The sequence below is a fragment of the Thermocatellispora tengchongensis genome, from assembly GCF_014202315.1.
GTDB classification, from domain to species: Bacteria; Actinomycetota; Actinomycetes; order Streptosporangiales; family Streptosporangiaceae; genus Thermocatellispora; species Thermocatellispora tengchongensis.
Genome location: NZ_JACHGN010000002.1, coordinates 624,750 through 651,279 on the forward strand (window position 1 = coordinate 624,750; position 26,530 = coordinate 651,279).

Genomic DNA, 26,530 nt, shown 5'->3' on the forward strand with positions numbered 1-26,530 from the left:
CGCCCAGCGTGGGCCGCACCACGGCGCGGCGCATGAGTAGAGCCCTACTCAGGTGATCGTCGCGCGACGGCCGTCACAGCCGGTTCAGCCCCGTGACGTGCAGCACCGCCCGGCCCTCCTCGTCGGAGGCGGCCAGATCGACCTGGGCGTCGATGCCCCAGTCGTGGTCGCCGGCCGGGTCGTCGATGGTCTGGCGCACCCGCCACAGGCCCTGCTCCTCCTCGATGCGCAGCAGCGCGGGCCCGCGCGCGTCGGGGCCGGTGCGGATCTCGTCGTGCTCCTCGAAGTACGCGTCGAGGGCCGCGCCCCAGTCGACGTCGGGCGCCAGCTCGGCCAGCTCCTCCTCGCGCTCCAGCGCGGCCAGCTCCACCAGGCGGAACATGGCGTTGCGCACCAGCACCCGGAACGCCCGCGCGTTGCCGGTCACCGGGCGCGGCTTGGCCTCCAGCTCCTCCTGCTCGGCGGCGAGCGCGGCCTCGGGGTTGGCCAGCGCCTCCCACTCGTCCAGCAGGCTGGAGTCGACCTGGCGCACCAGCTCGCCCAGCCACTCGATCAGATCGACCAGGTCGTCGGTCTTGAGGTGCTCGGGGATCGTGCGCGACAGGGTGCGGTAGGCGTCGGCGAGGTAGCGCAGCACCGTGCCCTCGGAGCGGGCCAGCTCGTAGAACTGGACGTACTCGGTGAACGTCATCGCGCGCTCGTACATGTCGCGCACCACCGACTTGGGGCTGACCGTGTAGTCGGCCACCCACGGGTGGCCGCGCCGGTAGGTCTCGTACGCGCCGAGCAGCAGGTCGGCGAGCGGCATCGGGTACATGACCTCGGTGAGGCGCTCCATGCGCTCCTCGTACTCGATGCCGTCGGCCTTCATCTGCGCGACCGCCTCGGCCCGCGCCTTGTTGAGCTGCGCCGACAGGATCTGCCTGGGGTCGTCCAGGATGGACTCCACGATCGAGACCATGTCCAGCGCGTACGACGGCGACTCGGGGCTGAGCAGCTCGAAGGAGGCCAGCGCGAAGGTGGACAGCGCCTGGTTCAGCGCGAAGTCCTCCTGGAGGTCGATGGTGAGGCGGGCCATGCGCCCCTGCTCGTCGGGCTCGCGCAGCTTCTCCACGATGCCGCCGGCCAGCAGCGAGCGGTAGATCGCGATGGCCTGGCTGATGTGCCGCCGCTGCCACTTGCGGTCCTCGTGGTTGTCGGTCAGCAGGTGCTTCATGGCGGCGAAGCAGTCGCCCGGCCGGTTGATCACGGCCAGCAGCATGGCGTTGCTCACCTTGAACCGGGAGGTCAGCGGCTCGGGCTCGGCGTTCTGGAGCTTCTCGAAGGTGTCCTCGCTCCACCCGACGAAGCCCTCGGGCGGCTTCTTGCGGGCGTAGCCGCGCCGCCGCTTCGGGTCGTCGCCGATCTTGGCCAGGGCGCGCTCGTTCTCGATGACGTGCTCGGGCGCCTGGCACACCACGTAGCCGATCGTGTCGAACCCGGCGCGCCCGGCCCGGCCCGCGATCTGGTGGAACTCCCGGGCGCGCAGCCGGCGCACCTTGGTGCCGTCGAACTTCGACAGCGCGGTGAACAGCACCGTGCGGATCGGCACGTTCACCCCGACGCCCAGCGTGTCGGTGCCGCAGATGACCTTGAGCAGCCCGGCCTGCGCCAGCCGCTCCACCAGCCGGCGGTACTTCGGCAGCATGCCGGCGTGGTGCACGCCGATGCCGTGGCGCACCAGCCGCGACAGCGCCCGGCCGAACCTGGTGGTGAACCGGAAGCCGCCGATCAGCTTGGCGATGGCCTCCTTCTCGGCCTTGGTGCACATGTTGATGCTCATCAGCGCCTGGGCCCGCTCCATCGCGGCGGCCTGGGTGAAGTGCACGATGTAGACGGGGGCCTGCTGGGTGGACAGCAGCTCCTCCAGCGTCTCGTGCAGCGGGGTGAGCCGGTAGGAGTAGACCAGCGGCACCGGCCGCTCGGCGTTCTTGACCACCGCCGTGGGCCGCCCGGTGCGCCGGGTCAGGTCGCGCTCGAACATCGAGACGTCGCCCAGCGTGGCCGACATCAGGATGAACTGCACGTTCGGCAGCTCCAGCAGCGGCACCTGCCAGGCCCAGCCGCGGTCGGGCTCGGCGTAGAAGTGGAACTCGTCCATCACGACCTGGCCGATGTCGGCCGCCGCCCCGTCGCGCAGCGCGACATTGGCCAGGATCTCGGCGGTGCAGCAGATGAGCGGGGCGCCGGGGTTGACGCTGGCGTCGCCGGTCATCATGCCGACGTTCTCGGTGCCGAACAGCGCGCACAGGTCGAAGAACTTCTCCGACACCAGCGCCTTGATCGGCGCGGTGTAGAAGGTGCGCACGTCGCGGGTCAGCGCGGTGAAGTGGGCTCCCGCCGCGACCAGGCTCTTGCCCGAGCCGGTCGGCGTGGACAGGATCAGGTTGTTGCCGGAGACGACCTCGATCAGCGCCTCCTCCTGGTGCGGATAGAGGGTGAGCCCGCGCTGGGTGTTCCATTCGACGAAGGCGTCGAAGATGGTGTCGGCGTCGGCGTCGATGGACTCTGGGAGGTGGTCGATGAGGCTCACGTCTCTCATACTGCCGAACTTGCGCGATTAGTCGAACCGGCCGGTCAGATCCAGGGGGGACAGGGCAGATCGGGGTCAGAGTCTGGGCACGGTCAGCAGCAGGCCGGCGCCGATGGCCAGCATCCCGGCGACCGGGGCGAGCCCGGGGGCGAACCCGGCGACGGTGAGGGTGAGCAGGCCCGCGCCGACCAGGGCCGCCGCGGCCAGCGCGCCCGGCCACCCCAGCGGCCCGTACGGCACCGCCGGCGGGCGCTCGAAGCGGGCCAGGCCGCGCAGCAGCGGCCACAGCACCAGGCCGAGCAGACCCAGCCACAGCGGCCACAGCGCCGCCCACGCCGCCCCGCCCGGCTCCGGCGTGCTGACCCCGAGCCCGACCACGACCACCCCGGCCACCGCGACCAGCGCCGGCATGTGCCACAGGTACGCCGTCATGATCCGCGGCCCGGCCCAGCCGAGCGCCGGGCGCAGCCACCGGGCGCGCACGATCAGCGGGCGCAGCAGCAGGGCCAGCCCGATCTGCCCGATCCCGACGGCCAGCAGCGCCAGCGTGGGCGGCGCCATGTTGGACACCGGCGCGCCGGGCAGGCCGATCATGCTGCCCGGGTAGGGGCCGGCGGCCACCAGCAGCAGCGCCGCGCCGTAGCCGCCGGCCACGAGGAGCAGGGGCCGGGTGATGCGGCCGTCGGCGTACAGGAAGCCGATCTGGTGCACCGCGAGCCAGACGCAGGCCACGTTGAGGTAGCCGAGCCACTCCAGGCCGGTGCCGAAGCGCAGCAGGTCCACCGCGACCGCGCCCGCGGCCAGGACGGCGGGCACGCGGGCGCCGTACCGCTCGTGCGCGCGCAGCAGGACCGGGCTGAGCGCCACCGCGATCAGGTACGCCGCCAGGAACCACAGCAACTGCCCGGTCAGCCGGGCGCCGACCTCCACCGGCTGCTCGGGCAGGCCGAGCGCGAGCAGCGCGTGCGGCAGCGGCACCCACACCGCGCCCAGCGCCAGCACCGGCCAGGCCAGGCGGCGCAGCCGCTGCGCCAGCCACACCGGCCCCGCCTCCAGGTACGCCCCGCCGCGGGCGCGCAGCCCGATCGCGTTCGCCGCGCCGCCCGCGAAGAACACCAGCGGCATGACCTGGCTGATCCAGGTCACCGCGAACACCCCCGGCGCGGCCAGGGCGTTGCCGGTGACGATGCGGCCGTCGGCGAACGACAGGACGGGCATGCTCCAGTGCTGCAGGATCACCAGCGCCATGCCGAACAGGCGCAGCGCGTCCACGAAGACGTCCCGGCCGGCGACGGCGACGGGAGCGGGGGCGGGGGCAAGGGCAGGGGCAGGGCGTTCGAGTAGGACGGTCATGTGGGGGCTCGATTCCTCGCAGGTCATGGGGACGACGTGCGTATCGAGCCTCCCGCCGGGGGCATGCCCCGCGCAGTCACGCGGGCGGGCGTCTCGGGGTCAAGGGCCCACCACCGGCGGGGGTAGGGACAGCCCTACCCGAGGACACCGGTTCGCCGGGTCGTCCGGTGGCGGGCGTCCTCGTAGCGTTGAGGCCATGCGCTCCCTCATGCGACAGATCGGCATCGACACGCGATACCTGCTGGTCGGCCTCCCCCTGACGGTGATCGGGTTCGTGCTCCTGGTCGCGGGCTTCGCGGCCGGGGTCGGCACGGTCGTGGTCTGGGTCGGGCTGCCCATCCTGGCCGGGACCCTGCTGCTGGCGCGGGTGTTCGCCGATGCCGAGCGCAGGCTGCTGCCCGGCGTCTTCGGCCGCGACCTGGCCCGGCCCCGCTACCCCCGGCCGCCGGAGGGCGCGGGCGCGTTCCGGCGCCTGGTGAACCCGATGACGAACGGCCAGGCGTGGCTGGACCTGCTGCACGGCGTCCTGGCGCTCCCCTTCGCGATCGTGGGGTTCGTGGCCGCGGTGACGTGGTGGGCCGTCACGCTGGCCGGGCTCACCTATCCGCTCTACGGCTGGATCCTCTACAACATCCCGGGCAACGAGTCGCTGCCCGACCTGCTCGGCCTGCCCGACACCTACTTCACGGACGCGGCGTTCAACTTCGCCATCGGGGCGGTGGCCGCGCTCACGCTGCCGTTCGCGCTGCGTTTCGTCGCGCTGCTGAAGGGCAGCCTGGCGCGGGCCCTGCTGACCGGCGTGGCCGAACTGCACGAGCGCATCGACGACCTGGCCGAGGGGCGGGCGGCGGCGGTCTCGGCCGAGGCCGCGGCGCTGCGCCGGCTGGAGCGTGACATCCACGACGGGCCGCAGCAGCGCCTGGTCCACCTGGCCATGGAGCTGTCGCGGGCCCGGCGGCAGATGGGCAAGGACCCGGCGGCGGCCGAGAGCACGCTCGCCGAGGCGATCGTGGCGACCCGCGAGACGCTGGACGAGCTGCGCGCGCTCTCGCGCGGCATCGCCCCGCCGGTGCTGGCGGACCGGGGCCTGGCCCCCGCCCTCGCGGCGCTGGCGAGCCGGTGCACGGTCCCGGTGGACATCGACGTGCAGGTCGCCGAGCGCTACCCCGCGGCGATCGAGAACACCGTCTACTTCGTGGTGGCGGAGTCGCTGACGAACGTGGCCAAGCACAGCCAGGCGACCTCCTGCTCGGTCACGCTGACCCGCACGGGCGACGTGCTGCTGCTCACGATCGGGGATGATGGTGTCGGCGGCGCCCATGTCGCCAAGGGACACGGCCTGGCCGGTCTGGCCGACCGGCTGCGCGCGGTCGATGGCGAACTGGCCGTCGAGTCGCCGCCCGGGGGGCCGACGATGATCGTGGCGGAGGTACCGTGCGGGTGATCGTGGCCGACGACGCCGTCCTGATCAGGGAGGGCCTGATCAGGCTGCTGGAGGAGTTCGGCTGCGAGGTCGTCGAGGCGGTGGGCGACGGTGAGGCCCTGGTGCGGGCCGTCGCCGACCACCGCCCCGACGTCTCGGTGGTGGACGTGCGCATGCCGCCGACCTTCAGCGACGAGGGGCTGCGCGCGGCGGTGGAGGCCCGCAGGCGGGTGCCGGGCGCGCCCGTGCTGATCCTGTCGCAGTACGTGGAGGTGTCGTATGCCGACGATCTGCTCGCCGACGCGCGCGGCGCGGTGGGCTACCTGCTCAAGGACCGCGTCGTGGACGTCGATGAGTTCCTCGGCGGCCTGCGCCGCGTCGCCGCGGGCGGCACGGTCTTCGACCCCGAGGTGGTGGCCCAGTTGATGGTGCGAAGGCGCCGTGACGACCCCCTCGCCTCGCTCACGCCCCGCGAGCGCGAGGTGCTCGGGTTGATGGCCGAGGGCAGGTCCAACCCGGCGATCGGCCGGCAGCTCGTGATCAGTGACGGCGCGGTCGAAAAGCACATCCGCAGCATCTTCGCCAAGCTCGGCCTCCACGCGGAGGACGCCGACCAGCACAGGCGCGTGCTGGCCGTGCTCACCTACCTCAGATCCTGACGCCCTCTTCGGCACGTCCTCCTCGGCACGCCCGCTTCGGCATGCCCTCTTCCGCATGCCCTCTTCCGCATGAACGCCTCGGCGGCGAACCGGCCTTCCCCGCCCCGCTTCACCCCCGGCCTGAAGGCCGGGAGCACCGCGGACGGTCCGGGAAGCGGGGGGAGGCGCGGTCAGGAGAGCGCGTCCACCAGCTTGCGGCGCTGCTGCGCGCCCAGCCCGCCGATGCGCCGGTTGGCGTCGACGCCCGCCTGCTCCATCAGCGCCGTGGCCTTGGCCGGGCCCACGCCCTTGACCGCGCGCAGGGCCTGCGACACCTTCGTCTTCTTGGTGATCTCGTCGTCCCGGGCGAGAAGGTCGGAGAAGGACAGCTCGCCGGACTTGATCTTGGCCAGCAGCGCCGCCCTCGCGGCCCGCGCCTCGGCCGCCTTCTCCAGCGCCGCCTGGCGCTGCTCGGGGGTGAGTGTGGGAAGTGCCATGAGTGTCTCCTCCTCGGGTCCTGGAGTCGGGTGTGTGTTACCCGTGTTGCCGAATCTAATCGCGGCGAGCACGAGTTTTCCGTGTTCACCGGCTTCTGGGAAGCACGGCCAGCCCGTAAGCGACCGCGTACCGGTGCCCGAGGGCGCCCGCGACGTCCCCGCGGCCGAGCGCGATGCCCTCCGGCAGCTCGTGCGCGAGGACCGCCAGCACCTCGTCGTCACCGGCGGGCCCGCCCACCACGACGGCGGCAGGCGGCAGGGGGCCGGGCAGCGCGGCCAGGGCCCGGCGCACGGTGCCGCCGAGCACCTCCGCCTTGATCGCCCGGCGCAGCACCCGCCACTCCGCAGGGCTCATGACCTGCGAGAACGCCAGCAACCCGGCCGGGCCGGGCGCCGCCAGCGAGCCGACGGACGCGGGCGGCGCCGCGGCGCCGAGGAACGTGCGCGTGCCGTCCTCGCCGACCGCGAGATGCGGGTTCTCCACCCGTACGCACGGCCCCCGTTTGATCCATTCGGCGGCCCCGCGCGGCACGCCGACCACCGCCGCGACCGCCGCCGTGAGTAGGTCTCCGGCGCCCGCCGCCACCGCTTCCGCTCTTAGCTGATCCGGCGAAATTCCATCGCCTCCGGCGTGTCGCGGGGCTCCGATGACGTCCACGGTGCCGCCGCCGAGGTCGATCACGAGCGCTCCGGGCGGCGCGCCGGGGGTCGTCAGCGCGCCCCGGCGGGCCGCGCCGGCCTCGGAGGGGGCGCGGCGCACCGGCCGCCGGAAGACCTCCTCCGCGTCCGCCGCCGGGGCCTCGTCCTCGTGCTCCAGGGTGGCCAGCAGCAGCGAGCGGCGGCGTACGGCGCGGGGGCGCGCGTGCACCGACGCCGCCAGCGCGTCCAGGTCGAGCACCGCCCGCTCCAGGGTCGCCTCCGGCGGCTCGGGGGCGGGCTCCGGCGGCGGGGCGGCGGTGCGCAGCCGGGCGACCACGGCGTTGGACACGTCGTACAGCTCGCGGCACACGGCCTGCGCGTGCGCCTCCTCGCCCGGCGCCGAACCCGGGAACGCCGCCTTCAGGAACAGCGCGTCGGACAGCTTGGCCAGCGGCCGGCCGGGCGGGCGCACCTCCACCGCGACCAGCTCGGCGTCCGCCAGGGCCGACAGGTCCACCTGGTCCACGACCGGCAGCGGGGCGCCGATCCGGTTGCCGATCAGCCGCGCCTCGTCGCCCTCGGCGAGCACGCCGGCGACCCGGACGCCCGCGGCGAGCAGCGTGCGGACCCAGGCCGCCGCCCGCTCGTAGCCCATCGCCCGCGGCACCAGCGCGACCACCGCCGCGTCCCCAGGAGCAGTGTCCCCAGGCGTCTTGTCCCCAGGCGTCTTGTCCCCAGGAGCGGCGTCCCCGGGCGTCTGGTCGCCGGGCAGGAGGGGGCGGCCGACGGCGACGCCCTCGCCTGCGGGGGTGGGGGAGGCCGCGGCGACCACGCGCAGCCGCCCGGTGTCCGGGGCCGCGGCTGGCAGCGCGAGCGTGGCCGTGGAGACCGGGCGCAGCGGGGCCAGCACGACCTCCTCCACCCGCTCGCCGGTCTCCCGCTCCAGCCGGTCCACCAGCGCCGCCGCGCCGCGCAGCGAGGCCGGCCCGCCCTTGGGGCCCCGGGTCAGCACACGGTCCCAGGCGACCGGCACGCCGTCCTTCACCACGACGACCTCGGTCGTCGCGTTGCCGACGTCCACCCCGGCGATCATGCGCTCAGGGGGCCTGCGCGGGCTTGAGCAGGCCGCGGCGGGCGTACACGTCGCGGGCCTCGCGCACCAGCGTGGCGTTGAGCGGGCAGCCGCTCGCGGCCAGCCAGGCGGCCAGCGCGGTCAGCTCGTCGGCGGTGGAGCGGTGCGGGCGCAGCGCCTCGTACACCCGCATCACGTCGGTGTCGGAGATCCTGGTCAGCTCCGCCGCCCGGCGCAGGTTGGCCGCGAGCTGCGGGTTGCCGTGCTCGGCCGCCACGATCGCCTGGCGCTCCAGCACGTCGGGGTGGATGCGCAGGTCGTCGGGGCCCACCTCGCCCCGGCGCACCGCGTTGAGGTCGATCGAGCCGACCGGACGGCCCGAGTACGCCCGGACCTCCGTGCTCTCCGTGTTCTCCGGGCCCTCGGCGCCCTCGGCGCTCTCGCGGCCCTCACGCCCCCGGCCGGTCACAGGGCCAGCTCCTCGGCCGGGGCGCCCGTGCAGTGGGAGCGCTCGATGGCCACCAGCGACACCACGGTGGTGTGGTAGCGCGCCTCGATGGCCTCGTCGGTGTACGGGTTGCGGGCGGGCTCCGGGGTCGCGCCCTTGGCGTGGCGGCCGGCGTTCACGCCCATGAGCCGGTAGTCCTCCGGGGCGAGCGCGGGGGCGATGGAGTACAGCTCCAGGTTGGCCAACGGGGCCAGGTCGCGGCGGTGGATCAGCGCGGTGCCCTTGGCCTGGAGCCCGATGCCGATGCCCGAGCCCGACAGCCGGGCGGCCGACAGCCCGATCATGCCCAGGTCGATGGTGTCGTTGAAGCGGACGATCCGTCCGGCGCAGCCCTCCTCCTCCAGGCCCGCCATCAGCTCGCGCAGCGCGTCCACCACCGGCAGGCCCGACAGCGTCAGCCACACGTCGCGGCCGGTCGCGGGGGACACCCCGATCACGACCTCGCGCGGGTCGCCGCCCGGGGCCGCCTCGCGCACGGGACGCAGCGCGTCGGCGCGGTGCGCGAGCTGCGCGGCCCGCAGGTCCCGCACCGAGCGCTGCTGGCGGATCGCGTCGATCTCGGCCTGGCGCTCCGGCGCCGGCTCGTACCCGGTGCCGGGGCCCGCGTAGTCGTTGGGGTCGGTGACCAGCGACAGGACCCGCATCGACGGGGTGAAGATCGCCGCGGTCTGGAGGTAGTCGCCCTCGACCCGGGCCCTGAGCATGGCCAGCAGCCGCTCGGCCTCGGGCTCGAACCCCGTCTCGACCAGGGCCGTCACCACGTCGGCCATGGTCAGCCCGCTGTCCATGATGGTGCGGGCCGCGCTCAGCACGGCCGTGGCGTCGGTGCCCGCCAGGTCCTTGGACCCGGCCGCGTCCACCGCCGCCTCCACCTGCTCGTCGGTGAAGTCGGCCAGGCCGAACCAGGAGTACACCGCCCGCGCCGCCTCGGCCGCGCGGCGGCGCAGCGCCTCGACCTCCTCCGGCGAGGCGGTGCGCAGCCCGCCGTCCACGCCCCAGTCGCGCTGCATGGCGAGGTAGTCGTCGATGTCCTCGGCGTTCCAGTTGGACGGGCCGAACATGTTGTCATAGCGCTGGATCGAGCCGAAGCCGCTGCACACGAAGTCGGAGCCGGCCAGGAAGATCGGCAGCGTGCGCGAGGTCCTGCGCACGTCCGACTCCGACATCAGCGCGTCGTTGCCCGAGCACGACTCCAGGTTGCGCGCCATCACCATGACGTTCTCGGCCATCAGCTCGCGCACCCCGCGCGGCACCGCCCCGGCCACGCTGGCCCCGTCGATGCCGCCGTTCTGCACGCCCTGCGCGCCCATCGCCCGCGCCAGCGCCACGCACCGCGACTCCAGGTACAGCATCGAGCGCCGCTCCGCGCCGCCCATCAGCACCTCGGCCCCGGCCCCGGAGGACACCCGCATCTTGATCCCGCGCGAGGCGTACGCGCTGGTCAGGAAGGCTTTGGACCACGGCGTGTCGTCGCCGTCGGTGAAGACCCGCTCGGTGCCGTACAGGCTGACCGTCTCGGCGTACGACACGAAGCCGCGCAGGCCCAGCTCCAGCTCCTGCGCCTCCTCCACCGAGCACTGCACCAGCACCCCGGGCGAGCCGACCGCCGCGCCGATGGCGACCGCGACCGCGTTGGACGGCGCGTCGGCCAGCACCGGCACCGTGGTCTCCAGCTCCCGGAACCCGTACGCCGCGGCCGTGGCGGCGTCGGCCGCGAGCAGCAGCGGGTCGTCCAGCCGGTTGGTGACGTGCGCCTGGTTGCTCGGGGTGCGCCGGGCGCGCAGCTTGGTCATGGCCATCACCAGCTCGGGCGGGCGCAGCAGCGCCAGCACCCGGGCCAGCTTGGCCGGGGTCATGCCCGCGCACAGCCGTACGACCTCCGCGCGCGGCACGTCGGGCGCGACCATCATCCGGGCCACGGCCACGTCGGGCAGCGCCATGGCCTCCTCGGCCACCGACAGGTCCAGGCCGTGGGCGGCGATGAACGCGTCGATGGCGTCGAAGTCGGCGGCCTTGACCCCGTCCATCTCCGTGACCCGCCCGTCCACGACGGTCAGGCCGGGCTCCGGATCGTACGGCGAGGCCAGCGCCACCAGGCCCAGCTCCGGGTTCTCCACCGCGAACCCGTCCAGGTTGACCCGCTGGGCGTCCATGAACCGGATACGCCCGACCCGTTCCCGAGTCATGCCGTCTCCCACAGCGCCGCGGCGGCCTCGGCGCAGGCCACGTCCTGCTCCACCGTGCCGCCGCTGACCCCGACCCCGCCGACCACCCGTTCCCCCTCGCCGTGGCCGTCCCACAGCGGGATGCCGCCGCCGAAGCAGACGTACCTGCCGTCGGCGGCGAGGCCGTACAGCTCGCCGCCGGGCTGCACCATGGGGGCGAGGTCGGCGGTGGCGATCCGGTGCGCCACCGCCGTGTACGCCTTGCCGGGCGCGAGCGCGGGGCCGGCGATCTCGGCGCCGTCCATGCGCTGGAAGGCGACGAGGTGCCCGCCCGCGTCCACCACGGCCACCGACACCAGCGCGCCCGCGCGCGCGGCCTCTTTGATCGCGGCCTCGCACATCCGCAGGGCCAGTTCCAGGTTCACGCGCGCTCGGGTTCCTCCGCACTGGTTCGTGGTGGCGCGTCCTCCTCCATCACGACGCGACCGATTCGTTGGTACCTCTCCTGGTCCTTCGAGCGCAAGATCAGGCCGATCACGATGCCGAACAGGACCACCCCGCCGATGATGTACGGGATCGCGTGGAAGACCGGGCTGTCGGCCGCGGCGCCGGCCGCGAACTCCAGGTTGTCCACCAGCAGGTAGACGACGTACCCCATGCCCACCGCGCCGATCGCTGGCGCGACCAGCGTGCGCCACCAGTGCCGGGTCTCCGGATGGTTGCCCTTCACGTGGAAGTAGAAGATCACCGCGATCGAGCAGACCGTCTGCACGATCAGGATCATCGCCGTGCCCAGGATCGCCATCAGGCCGTAGAGGTAGAAGTACGCCACGTCGGGCGCGCTCTCGGTCGGCTCCTGAAGGGCGAAGAACGCCAGCGTGATCAGCAGGCAGATCACCGACTGGGTGATCGAGGCGATGTGCGGCGACTTGTGCGTGCCGTGCGTCGCGCCCAGCGTCCGGCGCAGGCCCGGGGTCAGCCCCTCGCGGCCGATCGCGTAGATGTAGCGCGAGGCGGCGTTGTGGAAGGCGAGCGCGCAGGCGAAGGAGCCGAGCACGGTGAGGACCTTGTAGATCACCAGTGCCCAGCCGCCGACGTAGCTGTCGGTGATGCCGAAGAACAGGTCGAACGGGTTGCCGGTGCTGCCGCGCGAGATCGCGACCGACTGCTCGGCGCCGTTGCCTGCGATGGCCAGCCAGGACACGATCGTGTAGAAGACGCCCAGGCCGATCACCGCCATCATGGTGGCCCGGGGGATGATCTTCTTGGGGTCCTTGGACTCCTCGCCGTACACCGCGGTGGTCTCGAAGCCGACCCAGGACCAGAAGGCGAAGAACAGGCCGATGGCGGCGCTCCCCGTGATGGCCGCGGCCGGGTCGTCGGCGACGGCGGTGAAGGCGTTGGCCGGGTTGAGCACCTGCGCCATGAGCCCGTCCGGGCCGCCGCCGCGGATCAGCACCGACAGGCTGAGCAGGCCCAGGATGACGATCTCGGTGATCAGGAAGACCGCCAGCACCCGGCCGGAGATCTCGATGTCGAAGTAGCCGAGCAGCGCGATGGCCGCGATGCCGATCAGGGCGTAGACGATCCAGCTCAGCTCCGGGCCGCCGAAGGTCTCGACGGTGGTCTTGGCGAAGGAGGCGAAGATGCCGATCAGCGACGCCTCGAACACGATGTACGCGACCGTGGCCAGCAGGCCGGACACCAGGCCCCACAACTGACCCAGGCCGTGGGAGATGAAGCCGTAGAAGGCGCCGGTGGCGGTGATGTGCCGGGCCATCGCGGTGTAGCCCACCGCGAAGATGCTCAGCACGATCGTGGCGAACAGGTACGCGGCCGGGACTCCGGTGCCGTTGCCGTAGCCGACCACGATCGGCACGTTGCCGGTCATGGCGGTGATGGGGGCGGCGTTGGCCACGGCCATGAACAACACGGCGAACAGCCCGATCGCGCCGGACTTGAGCCGCTGGACCTCGGGGGCGGCGGGCTGCTGCCCGCTCTTGCTCTCGACGGTGCTCACGGGCACCGCTCCTTCCGCAAATAATGTGACATGCGGCTGATGTGCGCGAATCGTGGCATTTGCCCGCTCTGTGCGGCAATACCCGGCATGTTTATTCTTCTTCACAACGAGAACCGTTGACGGCTAAGGTCCGACCGATGCACGCTTACGGCCGTACCGATCGGCGAAGCGTGGGGACGGCGGCGCATGCTCGACTACGGGATCTTCACGTTCGCCTCCAAGGACGAGGTTCTGGCCAAGTCCAAGGAGTTCTGGAACCCGGACAAGACCACCTTCTGGGAGGAGTCGGGCGTCCCGCTGGTGATCGACCGCAGGGAGGAGTACTTCCTGTACGACGTGTCGGGCAAGCGGCTCATCGACGTGCACCTCAACGGCGGCACCTACAACGTGGGCCACCGCAACCCCGAGGTCGTCGAAGCCGTCACCACGGCCATGCAGCGCTTCGACATCGGCAACCACCACTTCCCCTCGCTCGCGCGCACCGCGCTCGCCGAGGCGCTGGTCACCACCGGGCCGCCCGGCATGAGCAAGGTCGTCTACGCCAGCGGCGGCGGCGAGGCCATCGACATCGCGCTCAAGACCGCCCGCCACGCCACCGGAAGGCGCAGGATCGTCTCCATCGTCAAGGCGTACCACGGGCACACCGGCCTCGCCGTGGGCACCGGCGACGACCGGTTCTCCCGGCTGTTCCTCGCCGACCGCCCCGACGAGTTCACCCACGTGCCCTTCAACGACCTCGACGCCATGCGGGCCGCGCTCGCGCCCGGCGACGCCGCCGCCGTGATCATGGAGACGATCCCGGCGACGTACGGCTTCCCGCTGCCCGCCCCCGGCTACCTGGAGGCGGTCAAGCGGATGTGCGAGGAGCACGGCACGCTCTACATCGCCGACGAGGTGCAGACCGGGCTGATGCGCACCGGCGAGCTGTGGGGCATCACCAAGCACGGCATCGCCCCCGACATCATGGTCACCGGCAAGGGCCTGTCCGGCGGCGTCTACCCGATCGCGGCGGTGCTCGTCGCCGAGCACGCCGCCGGATGGCTGCGCGAGGACGGCTTCGCGCACATGGCGTCCTTCGGCGGCGCCGAGCTGGGCTGCGTCGCCGCGCTGAAGACGCTGGAGATCTGCACGAGGCCGGAGACCCGCTCGATCGTGCACCACGCCGCGGCCGTGATCGGCGCGGGCCTGCGCGAGATCCGGGCGGCCCACCCCGGATACTTCACCGGGATCCGGCAGAACGGCCTGGTCTTCGGCCTGGAGTTCGGCCATCCGGAAGGGGCGAAGCACGTGATGCGGCACCTGTACCAGCATGGGGTCTGGGCGATCTTCTCCACGCTCGACCCGGCGGTGCTGCAGTACAAGCCGGGCATACTGCTGCGCCCGGAGCTGGCCGAGGAACTGCTGGACCGCACCGCCGCCGCCATCGCCAAGGCCGCCGCGGGCGCGAAGGCCGCGGCATGAGCCGCGCGGGGGCGGTGCTGGAGCGCGGCCGGTGGGCGGCGCGCGCGTACGCGGGCTACGACGCGGCCACCGTGGACCGGATCGTCCGCGCCGTGGCGCGCGCGGCGGCCTCGGGCGCGGCCGGCCACGCGGCGCTGGCCGTGGCGGAGAGCGGGCTCGGCGTGCCCGCCCACCAGGAGCTGGCCGGGCACGCCTGCTCCTCCGGGGTGGCCAAGGTGCACGTCGGCGCGGACCTCGTCACGCCGGTCGGCGACGGCCGCACGGTCTCGGTGCCGCGACCGGCCGGGCTGATCCTGGCGCTGACCCCGGCGACCGGGGCCCCGGTGGCGGCGGCGTACCACATGGTGCTGCTCGCGGCGATGACCCGCAACGCGATCGTGGTCCGCCCGCACCCCTCGGTGGCGCGCTCGTGCGCCGAGGCCGTGCGCGCGCTGGCCGGCGCGGCCGTGGAGGCCGGCGCCCCCGACGGCGCGATCCAGGTGGCGGACGACGACGGGCTGCTCGGCGACCCGAGGGTGGACCTGGTGCTGGCCGCCGGGGACGAGGAGGAGGTGCGCGCGGCGTACCGCTCCGGCGTGCCCGCGCTCGGCCTCGGGCCCGGCAACGCGCCGGTCCTCGTGGACGGCACCGCCGACCCGCGGGCCGCGGCCGGGCACATCGTGGCCAGCGCGTCCTTCGACAACGGGCTGTCGCGGGCCGCGGAGTCGGTGCTGATCGTGCCGGAGGCCGCGGCCGACGCCCTGGTCGCGGCGCTGCGCGCGGCGGGCGCGTACCCGCTGGGGGCGGCCGAGGCCGACCGGGTCAGGGAACTGCTGCCCGAGGCGGTGGGCCGCGACGCCGTCTGGATCGCCGAGCGCGCCGGGGCGCGGGTGCCGGCCGGGACCCGCCTGCTGCTCGCGCCGATGCCGCTCGCGGTGCCCGAGGACCCGCTCACCGGCCCCACGCGCTGCCCGGTGCTCGGCGTGGTGCGCGTGCCCTCGGCCGCGCGGGGCATCGCCGCCGCGCGCGCGGTCCTGCGCGTCGCCGGGGCGGGTCACACCGCCGCGATCCACAGCGCCGACCCCGAGGCGATCATGACGTACGCGGCGGCGCTGCCGGCCGCGCAGGTGCGGGTCAACGAGGGCGCCGCCCTGGACGCGGCCGGACGCCCCCACCCGTTCCTGATCGGCCCGCGCGGCCCGCTGGAGCCCGCCGACCTGGTCCGCTGGACCCGCTTCCCCGGCGCCAAGGCCCCCATCGACCCGTGGACGGCCCCCCGGGGCCCCGTGCCCGGCTATCCCGTCGCCTCCAACCTGGCGGGGGAGCCCGGTACCCCAAGGACCGCCGCCTCCGTACTGCGCTCGGGGGCGGCGTCGGCATCACCATGAGGAGAGAGCACCTTGACCGTCCACGACCTGTCCGGCGGAGAGGACGTCCTGGCCCGGGTGGACGACGTGGCGCGCCGGGCGCTGCGCCACTACCCGCTCTCCCCGGCCGCGACCGCGACGTTGATCAACGTCTCGGAGAACGCGACGTACCGGGTGGACGACCCGGAGACGGGGGAGCGGGCCATCCTGCGGGTGCACCGGCTCGGCTACCACTCGCCCGAGGCCATCGCCTCGGAGCTGGACTGGCTGGCCGCGCTGCGTGACGACGAGGGCGTCCGCACGCCCCGCGTGCTGCCGGCCGCCGGCGGCGACAGGATGGTGCGGGTCGGTGAGCGCACCTGCGTCATGTTCGAGCACCTGCCCGGGACCGAGCCCGCCGAGGAGCGCCTGGTCGAGGAGTTCGAGCGCCTGGGCGCGCTGACCGCGCGCATGCACCGGCACGCCCGCGCCTGGCGCCGCCCGCCCGGCTTCACCCGCTTCCACTGGGACTACGACGCCGCCTTCGGCGCCGAGAGCCGGTGGGGCAGGTGGCAGGACGGCGCGGGCGTGCACGGGGAGGCCGCGGACGTGCTCGGCCGCCTGGCCGAGGAGCTGCGCGCCAGGCTCGCCCGCTTCGGCGCCGGCCCGTCCAGGTACGGCCTCATCCACGCCGACCTGCGCCTGGCCAACCTGCTCGTGCACGGCGACGCCCCGCCCAGCGTGATCGACTTCGACGACTGCGGCTTCGGCTGGTACCTGTACGACCTCGGCGCCGCCCTCAGCTTCATCGAGCACCACCCCAAGGTGCCCGAGATGATCGACTCCTGGACCCGCGGCTACCGCACGGTCCTGGACCTGCCCGCCGAGGACGAGGCCGAGATCTGGACCTTCGTCCTGATGCGCCGCCTGCTGCTGGTGGCCTGGATCGGCTCGCACTCGGCGGTGGACATCGCCCGCGAGCTGGGCGCCGGCTACACCGAGCAGAGCTGTGAGCTGGCCGAACGCTATCTGACGAGGAGCCGCCCATGTTCACCCCCGTAACCGGCAGATCGGTGGTCGTCACCGGCGGCACCAAGGGCATCGGCAAGGGCATCGGCCGCGTGTTCGCCGCCGCCGGCGCGAAGGTGCTCCTGGTGGGCCGGGACGAGGCCGCCGCCAAGGCCGCGGTCGCCGCCATCCCCGGAGAGGTCTCCTACGTCCTCGCCGACGTCTCCCACCCGGACGACTGCGCCCGCATGGCCGAGGCGGCGGTCGAGCGCCACGGCGGCATCGACGTCCTGTGCGCCAACGCCGGCATCTTTCCCGAGAAGCCCCTCGCGCGGATGACCGAGGCCGACATCGACGAGGTGCTGGGCGTCAACCTCAAGGGGACCATCCTCAGCGTCCGCGCCTGCCTGCCCGCCCTGGAGGCGTCGGGCCGGGGCCGGGTGATCCTGACCTCCTCCATCACCGGCCCCATCACGGGCTACCCCGGCTGGTCCCACTACGGCGCCAGCAAGGCCGGCCAGCTCGGCTTCATGCGCACCGCCGCGATGGAGCTGGCGCCGAAGGGCATCACCGTCAACGCCGTGCTCCCGGGCAACATCATGACCGAGGGCCTGGCCGAGCTGGGCGAGGACTACATCCGCGGCATGGAGGCCGCGATCCCCATGGCCCGCCTGGGCACCGTGGAGGAGATCGGCAGCGCCTGCCTGTTCCTGGCCACCGACGAGGCGGCGTACATCACCGGCCAGGCCCTGGGCGTGGACGGCGGCCAGGTGCTCCCGGAGTCGGCCGAGGCGCTGACGAGCATGTGACGGCCCTGATGACGCGCACCGACCGCGAGGCGGCAGAGGGGGCACATGGGGCACAAGGGGCACAAGGGGCACAGGCGGCACAGAGGGCACAGTCGGCGCAGTCGGCCGTGGCCGAGGCCCGCCGGCGCCTCCAGGAGATGATCACCTCCGGGCGGCTCCGCCCCGGCCAGCGCCTGGGCGCCGAACGCGCCCTCGCCGCCGACCTGGGCGTCAGCCGCGCGACCCTGCGCCAGGCCCTGAGCCTGCTGGAGCAGCAGGGCGCGGTACGCCGGGTGCCGGGCCGCGGCGGCGGCACGTTCGTCGGCCGGCCCAAGATCGAGCGTGACCTGTCCAGTGTGGCAGGCGTGCCCGCCCTGCTGCGCGACCAGGGCTACACCGCGGGCTCCCGGGTCGTCGGCGCCGCCATCGTGGGGGCCGACGAGCCCACCGCCGCGGCCCTGTCGCTCCAGCCCGGCGAGCTGGTCACCGAGATCGTCCGCATCCGCCTGGCCGACGGCGAACCCATCAGCCTGGAGAACGCCCGCTTCCCCGCCCTGCGCTTCCCCGGCCTCCTGGAGCTCCCCCTCGGCGGCTCCATCTACGAACTCCTCGCCGCCCGCTACGGCGTGCGCCCCGCGGAGGCGGTGGAGCGCATCGAGGCGGTCCCCGCCACCGACACCCAGGCCGCCGTCCTCGGCGTCGCCCCCGGCGTGCCCCTGCTGTCCGTCACCCGCACCGCCTCCGCCGAGGACGGCACCCCGTTCGAGTTCTCCCACGACCTCTTCCGCGGCGACAGGACCGCGTTCCTGGTCCGCAGCAGCGGCACCGCCGCAGGTCACGGCGAGCGGGGCCGCCTGATCCACCTGCCGCCCACCTGACGGGTCCGCACCATCCGGGAGCGGGGGCGGTGGACAATCGTCTGGCCAGCAGCGTCACCGGCCTCGACGGCATCGGGCTGGACGAGTTCGCCCGCCGTACCTTGGAGATTGCATGATCAGCGTTTTCGGCAGCGCCAACATGGACCTCGTCGCCTACGTGGACAAGGCGCCCGCGCTCGGCGAGACCGTCACCGGGCGCGCCTTCCGCACCATCCCCGGCGGCAAGGGCGCGAACCAGGCCATCGCCGCCGCCCGCGCCGGGGCGGAGGTGATCTTCGTGGGCGCGGTCGGCGACGACGCGTTCGGTCCGGCGATGCGCGCCACGCTGGAGGAGGCGGGCGTGGACGTGAGCCACCTGCGGGCGATCCCGGGCCCGTCCGGGATCGCGCACATCGTCGTGGACGACCGGGGCGGCAACTCGATCATCGTGGTGCCGGGCGCGAACGGCACGATCGAGGGCCCGACCGAGGCCGAGGCCGCGGCGATCGGGCGTACGGACGCGGTGCTGCTCCAGCTCGAACTGCCGATGGAGGCCGTGGTCGCCGCGGCGGTCTCGGCGGGCGGCGCCGAGGTCGTGCTGACCCCCGCGCCCGCGCGTCCGCTGCCCGCCGAGCTGCTGGACGCCGTGGACCTGATCGTGCCCAACGAGCACGAGGCCGCCGCCATCACCGGCCGGCGCGACCCCGCCGAGGCGCTGGCCGCGCTGCTGGAACGGGTGCCCGAGGCGGTGATCACCCTCGGCGCCGAGGGCGCGCTGTACGGCGCGCGCGGCGCCGAGCCCGTGCGCGTCCCGGCGTTCGCGGTGGAGGCGGTGGACACCACCGCCGCCGGCGACACCTTCGTCGGCGCCCTGGCCGTGGCCCGCGGCGAGGGCCGCCCGCCCGCCGAGGCGCTGCGCTTCGCCTCGGCCGCCGCCGCGCTGTCGGTGCAGCGCGAGGGCGCCAGCACCTCGATGCCCGCGCGCGAGAGCATCGACGCCTTCCTCGCCGCCCGGGAGGCCCGGTGAGGCCGCTCGGCTAGCCGAGGCCCAGGGCGGCGCGGACGTCCTCGTCCTGCGGGGCCAGGTCGTGGGCCCGGCGCAGGTCGGCCACGGCCTCCTCTTCACGTCCCGCCGCCCGCAGCGCCAGGGCGCGGTGGTAGCGGAAGGCGGCGTCCTCGGTCAGGTCCAGGGCCCGGGTGAGGTCGGCTATCGCCGCCTCCTGGTCGCCGCCCTCGTGCGCGAGCACGCCCCGGCAGGCCCAAGCGGTCGCCATGCCCGGGTCCCGCGCCAACGCCGCGTCGAAGGCCGCGCGGGCCTCGCTCGTACGCCCCTCGGCGTGCTCGGCCTGCCCCAGCGCGCACAGCAGGTACGGGTTGCCCGGCTCGATCGCGAGACCGGCCTTCGCGTCGCGGCGCGCGCCCGCGTGGTCGCCCGCCGCGGCGAGCAGCCCGGCCCGGTTGACCAGGGCGTCCACGAACTCCGGGTCCAGCTCCAGCGCGTGGCCGAGGTCGGCCAAGGCGCCCTCGTGGTCCCCGGCCGCGAAGCGGGCCTCGGCCCGGTTGTGGTACGCCTCCGGGAACGGCGGCCCGGCCCGCATCGCGGTCTCGTAGTCGGCCACCGCCTCCTCCAGGCGGCCCAGCGTGAAGTGCAGATTGCCCCGGTCGATGTAGTAGTCCGGATAGCCGGGGTCGGCCGCGATCACCGCGTCCAGGTCGGCCAGCGCCGGCTCCAGCTCGCCCCGCTTGACGGCGAGCTGGGCCCGGTTGGCGCGCAGCACCAGCCGGTGCACCGGGTGCTCGCCCGGGTCGAGATCCTGGTCGGCCAGGTCGATCGCCTGCTGCACCAGCTCCGCCGCCGCGTCCGACCGCCCGAGCCGCATCTCGATCAGGGCCCGCCCGTTGAGGTCGAAGCCCAGCTTGAACGCGCGTACCCGCTTGTCGGGCAGCAGCGTGGAGATCGCGATGGCCTCGTTGATCCAGCCGAGCGCCGTCTCCGGGTCCCGGCGGGCCGGGTCGTGGTGGCGTACCAGCAGCATGGCCGTGGAGTACGCGGCGGCGGCGTGCACCGAGGGCTCGACGCTGCCCCGCCGGGCGCGGTCGAACAGGTCCAGCGCCGCCTCCTCCCGCCCCAGCGCGCCGAGCGCCGTCGCCGTGCGGTGGATCAGCCGCCACCAGGTCTCGTGTCCCCGCTCGGGGTCGGCGAACCGCAGCGCCCGCGTTCCGAGGTCGGCGACCGCGTCGTGGCAGCCCGCGTCGAAGCACCATTCCACGGCCCGGCTGAGCGCGTCCAGGGCACGCCCGGGGTCCCCGGCGCGCTCGCGGTGGTACGGGATCGCGCCCAGCCGCGGCCCGATCCGGCCCATGGCCTCCAGTTCGGCGGCGCGGCGGGCGTGCTCCTCCGGGGACAGGCCCTCCCACGGCCCCGGCACCGGCGGCGCCTCGACGACCGAGAGCAGCGCCGCCGGGACCCTGCGGCGCAGCACGCCCAGGAACTCGCGGTCGGTGGGGTCGGCCAGGCGTTCGTTCGCCACGGCCAGCGTGTACGGCCCGCCGCCCGCGCGCGTGAGATGCTCGCGCACGAACTCGGCCAGCCCGTTGGCGATCCGCAGCGTCCGCCGGGGCGCGTGCACCAGGATGCGCTCGGGCTTGGGCAGCTCCGAGGCGATGGACCCGCGCACCTCGGGCACGACCTCCCGCAGGTCGGGCGCGGCCGTACGGATCTCGATGTCGTACGCCGTCACCAGCTCCGGCCAGTGCCGCATCGCCTCCGGCACCAGGAGTTCCAGCAGGTCACCCGCGGCCGTGTACGGGCCGTGCCGCCTCCGATCGGCGTCGATCACCGGAAAGGCCGTCTCGCCCACCACGCACACCTTCCACAGACGGCGTCCTCGATCGTCCTGTCCCCGGGACCGTCCACGGGGCCGGCGGCCACCCGCGCGGGCCGCCGGTCCCCGTCTCGGATCAGCCCTCGTGCTTGGCGCTCGCGGCGCCCTTGAGAGTGACCGGGCCGGGCTTATGAACGATGATCTTCTTCACTTCCTGCTCATTTCTGCTCAGGGCGTGCACTAGATCAACAGTTCTAGGACAAAGCTCGCGCCTTTACAAGATCTCCACAAACTCTGTCCGGAACTGGACAGGGCCCATGGCCGGCGCGGCGCGCGAGCCCGTGAGGTCGGGGCGGGTGGTCAGCTCGCCAGGTAGGAGGCGGCCATGTCCTTCTCGCCGTGTCCTTCTCGTGCCGCGCGGCGGAAGCGCTCCAGGCCGGCGGTGGCCACGTCGGCCTTGACCCCTGCCTGCTCGGCGGCCTGGGCGACCAGTCGCGCGTCCTTCACCGCGTTGGCGACGGAGAAGGACGGCTCGTAGTCGCCCCCGAGGACGGCGGCGGCCTTGCTCTGGAAGAACGGGCTGTCGAGCGGGCCGCCCGTCACCACGTCCACCACCAGGCGGGGATCGACGCCGAGTGCTCGGGCGAGGGACAGGCTTTCGGCGGTTCCGTGGGTGAGGGCGAAGACCAGGCTGTTGAGCGCGAGCTTGAGACGGCTGGCGGCCGGCGGCTCCGTGGAGACCCAGACGGTCCTGCTGCCGATGGCGTCGAAGACCGCCTCCGCCTGCCGGCGGGCGCTCTCGGGGCCGGCGGCGAGGATCACCAGCCGGGCGTTCTCCGCCGGTTGCTTCGTCCCCTGCACCGGGGCGTCGTAGAAGACCAGGCCGTGCCGGTCGGCGAAGCCGGCCAGTTGCTCGGTGGCGGTCGCGCCGACCGTGCTGAGCTGGATCCAGATCGCCCCCTTCGTGAGCCCGGGGGCGGCCGCCGTCATCGTCTCCAGCACCGTGTCCCCGTCCGTCAGGACGGTCACGATGATCTCGGCGCCGGCGACGGCCTCGGCCGGGGTGTCGAACACCTTGATGCCGCCGGACTCGGCCAGCCGGTCCGCTTTGGCGCGGGTGCGGTTCCAGGCGTTCACCGCGAAGGTCTTGCGCAGGTTCTTCGCCACGGGCGCGCCGATGATCCCGGTGCCGAGCACCGCGACCGTGCTCGTGCCGGATGAGGCGGGGGTGGTCACGGTCATGGGGAACCTCCTCGGGAGGGGACTGGCGTGTGGAAAGGCGGGCTCAGAGACAGGTCAGGGTCGTCTCGACGATGTCGATCATGGAGGCTCGGCCCGCGGTCTTGCCCAGCACCCGCAGGCCGTACATGGAGTTGAGCAGGTACCGGGCCAGGACGGCCGGATCACGGTCCGCCGCGATCTCGCCGTCGTGCCGGGCGCGTTCCAGGGCGTCGCGGAAGGCGGCCTCCATGCGGCCGAAGATGGCCCGCACGAGGTCGGTTACGCCCGGGTCGCGACCGGCCAGCTCGATGGCGGCGTTGACCGCCAGGCAGCCGCGGCGCGGGGGAGCCTCGGCCGACTCCTCCTCGACGACGGTCATCAGGACGCGCCGAACGCGGTCGCGGACCGGGCCGTCGCCCTCCAGCACCTTGACCTGCCGTGTCGTCCACTCCTCGTCGTAGCGGCGCAGCGCTTCGAGGAACAGGTGATGTTTGCTGGTGAAGGCGTTGTACAGGCTGCCGCGCCCGAGCCCGGTGTGGTCCACGAGGTCCTGGGCGGAGGTGGCGGCATAGCCCTTGCTCCAGAAAGCGGCCATGGCGGCATCGACGACCGCGCCGGGGTCGAAGCCTTTGGGTCGGGGCATGCGGGTGACCCTAGCACGTTCTGGAACGATCGTTAAAATTTCTCGAATCCCCGGAAACTCCCTCTTGTCCATGCAGTGCATGCACAGCATACTCAGATGGCAGTTCCGAGGAGAAAGAGAACGCCGTGCTCGATCCTGTGCACCTGACCGTCCTGGCCGTCGCGGGGTTTCTCGCGGGCGCCGTCAACGGGGTCGCCGGCGGTGGTTCCCTGATCTCGTTCCCCGCGCTGCTGGCGGTGGGCTATCCGCCGGTGACCGCCAACGTCACCAGCGCGCTGACGACCCTGCCCGGCTACGTCGGCGGACTCGCCGGCTACCGCGACGAGTGGCCCGCCATCCGCTCGCGCGCGCTCGGGCTGGCGGGGGTGAGCGTCGCGGGCGCGGCCTGCGGCTCGGCGCTCCTGCTGGGCGCGCCGCCCGAGCACTTCACGTCGGCGGTGCCGGTTCTCGTCCTCGCCTCCGCCCTCGCCCTGGCCCTGCAGAACGTGGTGGCGCGGCGGCTGGTACGGGCCCGTGCGGCCGGCGGCGGTCCCGGCCTGCTCATCGCCCAGTTCGTGGTCTCGGTGTACGGCGGCTACTTCGCCGCGGGGCTGGGCGTGATGATGCTCGCGATCCTCGGGGCCTTCATGACCGAGGACCTGCACCGCCTCAACGCGCTCAAGGGCGCCCTGTCGCTCGTCGTCGGATCGGTCTCGGCCCTGTGCTTCGCCGTCTTCGGGCCCGTGCAGTGGCTCCCGGTCGCCGTCATGTCGCTGGCCGGCCTGTTCGGCGGACGCGGCGGAGTGGCGCTCGCCCGGCGCGTGTCCCCCCATGTCCTCCGCCGGCTGGTCGTCGGCGTCGGGCTCGTCCTGTCCACCGTGCTCTTCCTGAGGTAGCCATGATCCAGCAGCGAACCGACCTTCTCGTCTCGGGCACCCACCTGATCTCGATGGACGCCGACGTCGGCGACATCCCGAGGGCGGACATCCTCATCCGCGAGGGCCGGATCATCGACGCCGGCCCGCACCGACCGGATCGGGAGGTGGGCGACGTACAGGTCATCGACGCGTCCGGGACGCTGACCCTGCCCGGCTTCGTGGACACGCACTGGCACCTGTGGAACTCGCTGCTGCGCGGCACGGTGGGCGACCGGCCGGGCACCGACTACTTCACCGTCAAACGGGCGCTCGCGCCGCACTTCGAGGTGGAGGACTTCTACTGGGCGGCGCGGTTCGGGCTGGCCGAGGCCGTCAGCGGCGGCATCACCACCGTGCACAACTTCGACCACAACGTGCGCAGCCCGCAGGACGCCGACGCCAACATCCAGGCGCATCTCGACTCCGGCCTGCGCGGGCGCTTCTCCTACGGCCCGCCCGACTCGGCCGCGCCCGACGCGACCAACGACCTCGACGACTGGGCGGCGCTGCGCGAGCGCTGGCCGGCGTCCCGTCTGGACGGGAGGCTGGACTTCGGCGTCGCCCTGCGCGGCCCGTACCGGACGCCGCCCTCGGTGTACGAGCGGGAGTGGCGGACGGCACGATCGCTCGGCCTGCCGATCACCATGCACTGCGACCGGTGCCTGCGGGAGGAGGGCTGCCGTAGCTGCGGCCTGGTCCGGCTCGAAGAGCTGGGGCTGCTCGGGGAGGACGTGCAGGTCATCCATGCCGTGCACGCCGGCGAGCAGGACATCCGGGCGCTGGCCCGCACGCGCACCCGGGTCTCCCTGAGCCCGATGACCGAGATGCGCACGATGGGGTTCCCGCTGCTGACCGAACTCCTCCAGGCGGGCGTGCCGGTCTCGCTGTCGCTGGACACCCTGGCCATGCCCACGAGCGCGGACATCCTGGGACACCTGCGCGCGATCATCTCGGTCGAGGCCGCGCGCACCGGATCGAACGCCCTGACCCCGCGCAGACTGCTCCGGCTCGCCACGCTCGACGGCGCCCGCGATCTCGGGCTGGAGCACGTCACCGGGTCCGTCACCCCCGGCAAGCGCGCGGACCTGGTGATCCTGCGCTCCGGCGACATCAACCTGGTCCCCTCCGGCGACCCGGCCGAGGCGCTGGTCTACACCGGCCAGATCGACAACATCGACACCGTCATCGCCGACGGCCGCATTCTCAAGCGGCACGGCAAGCGGGTCCTCGCCCCCGGCGAGCAGGACCCCGTCGCGGTGGCCGCGGCGCGTCGCGACGCGCTGCTGCGCAGGGCCGCCGCCGCGGGCGACTGGCCGGCCCGCCCTGCCGGCGCCCCGGGCCCATCCCCCACCGAAGGAACACTGCCATGAGCGCCACCTCCGTCCCCCGTACATCACCCTCCCGGCGAGAGGCTCTCGCACCCTCCGCGGCCATCGCCATGTTCGGCCTGCTCCTGCTGGCCTACGCCGTCAACGCGATGGACCGCATGGTCTTCCCGGTACTGCTCGTCGAGGTCCGTACGGAGTACGGCTTCAGCCTGGAGGCGGCCGGTCTGCAGGCCACCGTGTTCGCCCTCGGCATGGGCCTGGCCGGCATACCCGCCGGCCGCGTGGAGCGGATGCTCGGCCGCAAGTGGACGATCGTCGGCGGAACGCTGCTGTTCTCGGCCGCGACCGCCATGACCGCCGCGTCCGCCGGGTTCGCCGACATGCTGCTGTGGCGCGTCCTGTCCGGAGTCGGCGAGGCCCTGCAGCTCGCCGCGATCATCACGGTGGCGTCGAGCGCCTTCCCCGCCCGGCGCGGCGTGGCCATCGGCAGCATCAACATGGCGTTCGCCGCGGGGTCGCTCCTCGGCCCGGCGCTGGGCAGCAGCCTGCTCGAAAGCCACGGCACCTGGCGGTCGCCGATGCTGGTCTTCGGCGCGATCGGCGTCGTGCTCGCGCTCGCCGTCGTGCTGCTGGTGTCACGGCGGCTCACCGAGGCCGAGCCGGCCAAAAGCGCGGCCCTGCACGTCGGCGGCGCGCCCACGTTGTGGTCGCGCAACCCGCTCCTGCTCGCCGCCATCATCACGCTCTTCGGCCTGGCCGACTTCGCCTTCATCGGCCTGTACGCCAGCTACCTGCGCGAGCACCTGCACTTCGGCTCGGGCCAGGCCGGGTTCGTGGTGGGACTGTCGGGGCTGGCGGCCTTCGCGTCACCGGCCGGCGGCTACCTGGTCGATCGGTGGAGCCCGCGGCTGGTGCTGCCGATGCTGAACCTCGGCGTCGCGGCGTGCGGGTGCGCCCTGTTCCTCGGGCCGGGATCGGTCACCTGGCAGGCCGTCTTCTCCTTCCTGTTCGGGCTTCTCGCCAGCAGCGGCGTGTACGTGGCCGCGGCCGGCTATCTCGTCAAGTCCGTGGACGCCCGGGGCGTCAGCCGGGCCGCCGGCGTGTTCGTCACCTGCGTCTACATCGCGGCCAGCGTCGCCGGGCTGATGTTCAGCAGCCTGATCGCGGCCACCGGCTGGACGGTCGCCGCCATGGTGCAGATCGTCGGCTTCTCCGTCCTGGGCGCCGCCCTGGCCCTCGTCCTGCGGCCGGACCTGTTCAGCACGACCGACACCACAAGGGATCACTGACT

22 protein-coding genes are annotated in these 26,530 nt (G+C 73.6%); 11 read left to right on the forward strand and 11 right to left on the reverse strand.

Translation table 11 applies throughout. From position 1 onward, the window contains the following. Window positions 1–73 precede the first annotated feature (73 nt). Both HNP84_RS06180 and HNP84_RS06185 read right to left on the reverse strand, forming a co-directional pair. Window positions 74–2,581 carry a DEAD/DEAH box helicase gene (locus HNP84_RS06180; RefSeq protein ID WP_185048365.1) on the reverse strand — a complete coding sequence of 836 codons (2,508 nt, stop codon included), beginning with the start codon at window positions 2,579–2,581 and terminating at the stop codon, window positions 74–76. Window positions 2,582–2,647: 66 nt separating this feature from the next. Then, the gene (locus HNP84_RS06185) at window positions 2,648–3,925 is read right to left on the reverse strand and encodes an acyltransferase family protein (RefSeq protein ID WP_185048366.1); all 1,278 of its coding nucleotides are present in this window, start codon (window positions 3,923–3,925) and stop codon (window positions 2,648–2,650) included. A gap of 196 nt (window positions 3,926–4,121) precedes the next feature. Between HNP84_RS06185 and HNP84_RS06190 the strand changes: the two genes are divergently transcribed. Further along, window positions 4,122–5,369 carry a sensor histidine kinase gene (locus HNP84_RS06190; protein ID WP_185048367.1) on the forward strand — a complete coding sequence of 416 codons (1,248 nt, stop codon included), beginning with the start codon at window positions 4,122–4,124 and terminating at the stop codon, window positions 5,367–5,369. After that, window positions 5,360–6,007, forward strand: a complete 648-nt coding sequence (locus HNP84_RS06195; protein WP_312923967.1) for a response regulator transcription factor — start codon at window positions 5,360–5,362, stop codon at window positions 6,005–6,007. Before HNP84_RS06190 ends, HNP84_RS06195 begins: the two co-directional genes overlap by 10 nt. Before the next feature lie 170 nt (window positions 6,008–6,177). On the opposite strand, the gene mihF is transcribed toward HNP84_RS06195, so the two are convergent. The 6 genes from mihF to HNP84_RS06225 form a co-directional block, all read right to left on the reverse strand. Further along, window positions 6,178–6,483 (reverse strand): integration host factor, actinobacterial type, encoded by a 306-nt coding sequence (gene mihF, locus HNP84_RS06200; RefSeq protein ID WP_185048368.1) that lies wholly within the window; start codon window positions 6,481–6,483, stop codon window positions 6,178–6,180. Between the two features lie 85 nt (window positions 6,484–6,568). Beyond that, window positions 6,569–8,215, reverse strand: coding sequence for a diol dehydratase reactivase ATPase-like domain-containing protein (locus tag HNP84_RS06205; protein ID WP_185048369.1), 1,647 nt, complete (start codon window positions 8,213–8,215; stop codon window positions 6,569–6,571). A 4-nt stretch (window positions 8,216–8,219) separates the two neighbouring features. Further along, a complete protein-coding gene (locus HNP84_RS06210) occupies window positions 8,220–8,663 on the reverse strand; it encodes a diol dehydratase small subunit (protein WP_185048370.1) in 444 nt (147 codons plus the stop codon). Next, window positions 8,660–10,888 (reverse strand): propanediol/glycerol family dehydratase large subunit, encoded by a 2,229-nt coding sequence (locus tag HNP84_RS06215; protein WP_185048371.1) that lies wholly within the window; start codon window positions 10,886–10,888, stop codon window positions 8,660–8,662. The genes HNP84_RS06210 and HNP84_RS06215 overlap by 4 nt, the downstream gene beginning before the upstream one ends. After that, the gene (locus tag HNP84_RS06220) at window positions 10,885–11,292 is read right to left on the reverse strand and encodes a GlcG/HbpS family heme-binding protein (protein WP_185048372.1); all 408 of its coding nucleotides are present in this window, start codon (window positions 11,290–11,292) and stop codon (window positions 10,885–10,887) included. The genes HNP84_RS06215 and HNP84_RS06220 overlap by 4 nt, the downstream gene beginning before the upstream one ends. Next, entirely contained in the window at window positions 11,289–12,887 is a 1,599-nt protein-coding gene (locus HNP84_RS06225) for an APC family permease (RefSeq protein ID WP_221335888.1), read from the reverse strand. The genes HNP84_RS06220 and HNP84_RS06225 overlap by 4 nt, the downstream gene beginning before the upstream one ends. A 186-nt stretch (window positions 12,888–13,073) precedes the next feature. On the opposite strand from HNP84_RS06225, the gene HNP84_RS06230 reads away from it, so the two are divergent. The 6 genes from HNP84_RS06230 to HNP84_RS06255 all read left to right on the forward strand — a co-directional run bounded on the left by HNP84_RS06230 (window position 13,074) and on the right by HNP84_RS06255 (window position 19,353). Next, entirely contained in the window at window positions 13,074–14,348 is a 1,275-nt protein-coding gene (locus tag HNP84_RS06230) for a class-III pyridoxal-phosphate-dependent aminotransferase (protein WP_185048373.1), read from the forward strand. Next, the gene (locus HNP84_RS06235; protein ID WP_185048374.1) at window positions 14,345–15,715 is read left to right on the forward strand and encodes an aldehyde dehydrogenase family protein; all 1,371 of its coding nucleotides are present in this window, start codon (window positions 14,345–14,347) and stop codon (window positions 15,713–15,715) included. The genes HNP84_RS06230 and HNP84_RS06235 overlap by 4 nt, the downstream gene beginning before the upstream one ends. 12 nt (window positions 15,716–15,727) lie before the next feature. Further along, window positions 15,728–16,735 (forward strand): phosphotransferase enzyme family protein, encoded by a 1,008-nt coding sequence (locus HNP84_RS06240; RefSeq protein WP_185048375.1) that lies wholly within the window; start codon window positions 15,728–15,730, stop codon window positions 16,733–16,735. Next, the gene (gene fabG, locus HNP84_RS06245) at window positions 16,720–17,490 is read left to right on the forward strand and encodes a 3-oxoacyl-ACP reductase FabG (protein WP_185048376.1); all 771 of its coding nucleotides are present in this window, start codon (window positions 16,720–16,722) and stop codon (window positions 17,488–17,490) included. Before HNP84_RS06240 ends, fabG begins: the two co-directional genes overlap by 16 nt. Window positions 17,491–17,597: 107 nt before the next feature. Then, complete coding sequence (locus HNP84_RS06250) at window positions 17,598–18,347, forward strand: GntR family transcriptional regulator (protein WP_221335889.1); 750 nt, start codon at window positions 17,598–17,600, stop codon at window positions 18,345–18,347. Between the two features lie 112 nt (window positions 18,348–18,459). Further along, complete coding sequence (locus HNP84_RS06255; RefSeq protein WP_185048378.1) at window positions 18,460–19,353, forward strand: ribokinase; 894 nt, start codon at window positions 18,460–18,462, stop codon at window positions 19,351–19,353. A gap of 10 nt (window positions 19,354–19,363) precedes the next feature. On the opposite strand, the gene HNP84_RS55860 is transcribed toward HNP84_RS06255, so the two are convergent. The 3 genes from HNP84_RS55860 to HNP84_RS06270 all read right to left on the reverse strand — a co-directional run bounded on the left by HNP84_RS55860 (window position 19,364) and on the right by HNP84_RS06270 (window position 23,015). Then, window positions 19,364–21,187 carry a tetratricopeptide repeat protein gene (locus HNP84_RS55860; protein ID WP_312923969.1) on the reverse strand — a complete coding sequence of 608 codons (1,824 nt, stop codon included), beginning with the start codon at window positions 21,185–21,187 and terminating at the stop codon, window positions 19,364–19,366. A gap of 324 nt (window positions 21,188–21,511) precedes the next feature. Beyond that, on the reverse strand, window positions 21,512–22,393 hold the full coding sequence (locus tag HNP84_RS06265; protein ID WP_185048379.1) for an NAD(P)-dependent oxidoreductase: 882 nt from the start codon (window positions 22,391–22,393) through the stop codon (window positions 21,512–21,514). A 43-nt stretch (window positions 22,394–22,436) separates the two neighbouring features. Continuing rightward, window positions 22,437–23,015 carry a TetR/AcrR family transcriptional regulator gene (locus tag HNP84_RS06270; RefSeq protein ID WP_185048380.1) on the reverse strand — a complete coding sequence of 193 codons (579 nt, stop codon included), beginning with the start codon at window positions 23,013–23,015 and terminating at the stop codon, window positions 22,437–22,439. A gap of 125 nt (window positions 23,016–23,140) precedes the next feature. Between HNP84_RS06270 and HNP84_RS06275 the strand changes: the two genes are divergently transcribed. Genes HNP84_RS06275 through HNP84_RS06285 form a run of 3 tightly spaced genes read left to right on the forward strand, consistent with a single transcriptional unit; the run spans window position 23,141 to window position 26,528 of the window. Beyond that, a complete protein-coding gene (locus tag HNP84_RS06275; RefSeq protein ID WP_221335890.1) occupies window positions 23,141–23,890 on the forward strand; it encodes a sulfite exporter TauE/SafE family protein in 750 nt (249 codons plus the stop codon). Window positions 23,891–23,892: 2 nt separating this feature from the next. After that, window positions 23,893–25,281: an amidohydrolase family protein gene (locus HNP84_RS06280; protein WP_185048381.1), complete on the forward strand. Its 1,389-nt coding sequence runs from the start codon at window positions 23,893–23,895 to the stop codon at window positions 25,279–25,281. Continuing rightward, a complete protein-coding gene (locus tag HNP84_RS06285; RefSeq protein WP_185048382.1) occupies window positions 25,278–26,528 on the forward strand; it encodes an MFS transporter in 1,251 nt (416 codons plus the stop codon). Before HNP84_RS06280 ends, HNP84_RS06285 begins: the two co-directional genes overlap by 4 nt. Window positions 26,529–26,530: the final 2 nt, after the last annotated feature.

Coding starts and splice junctions, on each gene's coding strand:
- HNP84_RS06180 (WP_185048365.1), bottom strand. CDS start 2,581: ATGAGAGACGTGAGCCTCATCGACCACCTCCCAGAGTCCATCGACGCC.
- HNP84_RS06185 (WP_185048366.1), bottom strand. CDS start 3,925: ATGACCGTCCTACTCGAACGCCCTGCCCCTGCCCTTGCCCCCGCCCCC.
- HNP84_RS06190 (WP_185048367.1), top strand. CDS start 4,122: ATGCGCTCCCTCATGCGACAGATCGGCATCGACACGCGATACCTGCTG.
- mihF (WP_185048368.1), bottom strand. CDS start 6,483: ATGGCACTTCCCACACTCACCCCCGAGCAGCGCCAGGCGGCGCTGGAG.
- HNP84_RS06205 (WP_185048369.1), bottom strand. CDS start 8,215: ATGATCGCCGGGGTGGACGTCGGCAACGCGACGACCGAGGTCGTCGTG.
- HNP84_RS06215 (WP_185048371.1), bottom strand. CDS start 10,888: ATGACTCGGGAACGGGTCGGGCGTATCCGGTTCATGGACGCCCAGCGG.
- HNP84_RS06230 (WP_185048373.1), top strand. CDS start 13,074: ATGCTCGACTACGGGATCTTCACGTTCGCCTCCAAGGACGAGGTTCTG.
- HNP84_RS06235 (WP_185048374.1), top strand. CDS start 14,345: ATGAGCCGCGCGGGGGCGGTGCTGGAGCGCGGCCGGTGGGCGGCGCGC.
- fabG (WP_185048376.1), top strand. CDS start 16,720: ATGTTCACCCCCGTAACCGGCAGATCGGTGGTCGTCACCGGCGGCACC.
- HNP84_RS06255 (WP_185048378.1), top strand. CDS start 18,460: ATGATCAGCGTTTTCGGCAGCGCCAACATGGACCTCGTCGCCTACGTG.
- HNP84_RS06265 (WP_185048379.1), bottom strand. CDS start 22,393: ATGACCGTGACCACCCCCGCCTCATCCGGCACGAGCACGGTCGCGGTG.
- HNP84_RS06270 (WP_185048380.1), bottom strand. CDS start 23,015: ATGCCCCGACCCAAAGGCTTCGACCCCGGCGCGGTCGTCGATGCCGCC.
- HNP84_RS06280 (WP_185048381.1), top strand. CDS start 23,893: ATGATCCAGCAGCGAACCGACCTTCTCGTCTCGGGCACCCACCTGATC.
- HNP84_RS06285 (WP_185048382.1), top strand. CDS start 25,278: ATGAGCGCCACCTCCGTCCCCCGTACATCACCCTCCCGGCGAGAGGCT.